The sequence below is a fragment of the Vreelandella hamiltonii genome, from assembly GCF_014651775.1.
GTDB classification, from domain to species: Bacteria; Pseudomonadota; Gammaproteobacteria; order Pseudomonadales; family Halomonadaceae; genus Vreelandella; species Vreelandella hamiltonii.
In genome coordinates this window covers 1-3,831 of record NZ_BMXN01000049.1, presented here as the reverse complement: position 1 = coordinate 3,831, position 3,831 = coordinate 1, and the positions used below count along the sequence as shown (strand labels likewise).

At 53.7% G+C, this 3,831-nt stretch carries 2 protein-coding genes and 1 pseudogene; 1 reads left to right on the top strand and 2 read right to left on the bottom strand.

What is annotated here, in order from left to right:
• Positions 1-87: 87 nt before the first annotated feature.
• On the top strand, positions 88-738 hold the full coding sequence (locus tag IE091_RS18235) for a tripartite tricarboxylate transporter permease (protein ID WP_229800904.1): 651 nt from the start codon (positions 88-90) through the stop codon (positions 736-738).
• A 207-nt stretch (positions 739-945) separates the two neighbouring features.
• Here the strand turns inward: IE091_RS18235 and IE091_RS18230 are convergent, their stop codons facing one another.
• A complete protein-coding gene (locus tag IE091_RS18230; protein ID WP_189464314.1) occupies positions 946-2,520 on the bottom strand; it encodes an aldehyde dehydrogenase (NADP(+)) in 1,575 nt (524 codons plus the stop codon).
• A 41-nt stretch (positions 2,521-2,561) separates the two neighbouring features.
• Positions 2,562-3,555 (bottom strand): annotated as a pseudogene (gene araD1, locus IE091_RS18225) (AraD1 family protein).
• Positions 3,556-3,831 lie beyond the last annotated feature (276 nt).

The following is a 3,831-nucleotide window of genomic DNA, read 5'->3' as shown; positions in this document are numbered from 1 at the left end:
GGGTGGCGGCGCATACCGCACTGGAGCAACTGTTTGCGGGGGAGGTGCCAGCCTTCATGCAGCAAGAAGCCCCGACTCAGCCAACCGGTGCTGAATAGTTACAAAGAAAAATATGGCACTGGAAATGTCGAAGGTATCGTGGATGCCAGTTCCGCCAACAACTCTGGGATCAGCGGAGCATGGGTACCTGCACTTGTATTCGGCATCCCCGGCGACTCTATCACCGCGATCGTTATTGGCGTGTTGTATATGAAGGGTATGAACCCCGGGCCAACGATTTTTATGGATGGTAGTGGCCTAATATACGCACTTTTCATGGTGTTTATTTTGGCCAACCTGATGATGCTGCCAATTGGGTATATCGCGATTCGTCTCTCCAAAATATTTATCCTCACCCCTAGCCGGATACTCATGCCAGTCATACTTTGTTTTTGTATTGTCGGTGCTTTTGCCATTAATAATAGTATCGTCGATGTATGGTTAATGTTGATTGTAGGGCTGATCGCTTATGTTTTGTCGGTCAATGATTTTCCAATGGCCCCGGCGATACTAGGTTTGGTGCTAGGATCCGTTGTTGAAAATAACTTTATGAGCGCAATGCTGCGCACAGGAGGAGATCTGACGAGCTTCTTTGCACGTCCGATCAGTGCAGGCCTAGGTATCGCTGTGATACTTCTGTGGTGTTCGCCGCTTCTGATCAAAGCGTGGAGGAAAAGGTCTCGACATTCCTCAACGTAAAGGGCTTTGATAGGGAGCTCAGGCGTAATGACCATGACTTTAGCATTCCCACGAAAAATTAGTGTGAATTCGTTAAGTGATAAAATAGAGGGTTAGTTGTGTATTAACCACTAATAAAAAACGCAGCGAGGGAGCCCTCGTTGCGTTTGCTTTGCTAAAGGTTTGGTGTCAGGACAAGAGCTTAAAACATGATCTTTTAAATTCAATTTATTCACGCTTTCCATCGACCAGGCGTGATATGCCGTCAGGGTTACCATCACGAATCGCCTCAGGCAGCAGGCCTTCTGGCAGCGCTTGGTAGCACACCGGACGCAGGAAGCGGAATATCGCAGCGCTGCCCACTGAGGAGGTACGTGAATCCGACGTTGCCGGATAAGGTCCACCGTGTACCATGGCGTGGCATACTTCCACACCCGTCGGCCAGCCATTGACCAGAATACGTCCTGCTTTGCGCTCTAACGTTGGCAACAGTTGCTTGGCAGTTGCCAAGTCACCATTATCCATCTGCAACGTAATGGTGAGTTGACCTTCCAACTGAGCCGTTACACAGGCCACTTCCTGAGCATCGGCACAGGCTATGATCAGCGAGGTGGAACCGAACACCTCTTCTTGCAAGGCAGGGTCACTCAGGAATGCCTCTGCCTGGGTAACGAATAGCCCTGCTTGACAGTTGTTAGCTGCCTCACCTGCCTGCCCGCGCGCGACCTCAGCGACCTTGGCGTGGTTGGCGAGCCGATTAACACCCTGCTGGTAAGCATCGTGAATGCCTGGCGTCAGCATGGTTTGGGCAGCGCTACCTTTAACGGCTTCACCAGCTGCCGTAATAAAGGCATCCAGCTCTGGCCCTTCAATCGCAATAACCAGCCCCGGATTTGTGCAGAACTGCCCGGCGCCCATGTTGAGTGAGCCGACAAACCCTTCAGCAATCGCTTTACCGCGAGCCTTGAGGGCTTCCGGTAGCAGAAACACCGGATTGATCGAACTCATCTCTGCGTAGACGGGGATCGGCTGCGGCCGTGCCTGGGCAGTGGCCATCAAGGCCGTGCCACCACTGCGTGAACCGGTAAAACCAACGGCTTGAATGCGCTGGTCGGCAACCAGCGCCTGACCGATCTCACGGCCAGAGCCAAACAGCAGCGAGAAAACGCCTTCGGGGAGTTCGCATTTGGCAACGGCACGCTGAATGGCACGGCCTACCAGCTCTGAAGTGCCAGGGTGGGCAGAGTGTCCCTTGACCACGACAGGGCAGCCAGCCGCCAGCGCAGAAGCGGTATCGCCACCAGCCACACTGAAGGCGAGTGGGAAGTTGCTGGCGCCGAACACTGCCACCGGGCCAAGGCCGATGTGGCGTTGACGCAGGTCGGCGCGGGGCAGCGGCTCGCGATTGGGCAGGGCAGGGTCGATACGAACATCCAACCACTCTCCTGCGCGTACGACCGAGGCAAACAGACGAAGCTGGCCACAGGTACGGCCACGTTCGCCTTCTAAGCGCGGGCGGGGCAGGCCGGACTCGGCCATGGCCCGCTCGATCAGCTCATCACCGATCCCTTCGATCTCGTCGGCAATAGTTTCCAGAAACGTCGCGCGTGCCTCTAAACCAGTTTCGCGATAGCTATCGAATGCCGCCTTGGCTAAAGCGCAGGCTTGCTCGACTTCAGCTTTGCTGCCCCCAGGGTAGGCGGGGCTTAGTGTTTCGCCAGTCGCGGGGTTCACTGCGTGAATGTCAGCCTGTTGGCCGCTGATGGCTTGCTGGCCAATCAGTAATTTACCTTCCAGAGTCATACCATCTCCTGCTGGATCATGTGTGAATTAAAATTATTAAGTTAAAGCGACTTTATGTTGATGGCCGGTGCGTCAGCTTCCACACGAAGCGGGTTGCGCAGGGCACGACCAAACTCTTTGATTTTGATCTCAAAACGATCGCCGTCACGCACCTTGATACCGTCGGTAAAGCTCAGCGTCGCAGTGCCAAAAAAATGCACATGGACATCGCCAGGACGGCGGAAACCGGAGTATTTAAAATGGTGATACTCCAGGTTGGCTAGACATGTGGGCCATGTTGGCTTCGCCGGTCAAAAAGGGTTTCTCCCACACGGTTTCACCACTGCGCCGGATGCTGCTGCTACCTTCCAGATGAGCCGGCAATTCCCCGATCAACAGTTCGGGCCCAAAGCTGCAGGCGCGTAGTTTGGAGTGAGCCAGCCACAAATAGTTGAAACGTTCGGTCACGTGATCAGAAAACTCGTTACCAAGCGCATAGCACACTCTCCAGGGTAGGCCGTCCTCGCCAATGACGTAAAGGCCCGCCAGCTCAGGCTCCTCGCCTGCATCCTCGGCAAAGGCGGGTGAAGGGATTTCCGCTTCCGGTGCCACCACACACTGGCCATCACCTTTGTAGAACCACTCAGGCTGTGTACCGGCTTCACCGTCTTGGGGTTTTCCGCCTTCCATACCTAGCGTGAACATACGCATGGAGTCGGTCATATCTTCTTTTGCTGCCTGAGCGTTAGTATGCATAGATGAACGGGTATTGGCGCTTCCCAAGTGAGTCAGTCCAGTGCCTGTGACCAAACAGTGTGCTGGGTCAGGGTGAGCCAATGGTGGCAACAAGCGTTTTTTATCTATTAGCGCCTGATAATCGATAAGCTCGTCGCCAAGATACTCTGCTACTAAGTGCTTAAGAGATACTCCTGAGCTAATAGCCTCGTGAGTCAGGGCGTAGGTACTACCTTCAATATTAATCGGCTGGACGGTATCAGCGCTCTTCACTAGCGCGACCCGAACCCGTTCTTGATCGCAGTATTGAATTAATCGCATCCTAACCTCCCCTTGGTGGTGGCCAGTTTTCTAGATAGTAGTAGAGGCTATGATCAATTGCCGCGTACGGCAGTGATGTTAGGTAACCACGTAACAATGCTGGGAAATGCTATCAGAATGATTAGTACAACCAGTAACGCGGCATAATAAGGCAGCATGGCTCTAACAAGCTCCTGAATCCGTGAGACCGGCCCCCGGAAGCACTTCTAACCCACTGACCTGCATGGCAATATAGCCATTATCGCCATTCACCCAGACAGTGCCATGCCCAACATA

Bases quoted from the DNA above. Each gene is read 5' to 3' on its own strand.
- IE091_RS18230 (WP_189464314.1), bottom strand. From the start codon at position 2,520: ATGACTCTGGAAGGTAAATTACTGATTGGCCAGCAAGCCATCAGCGGC.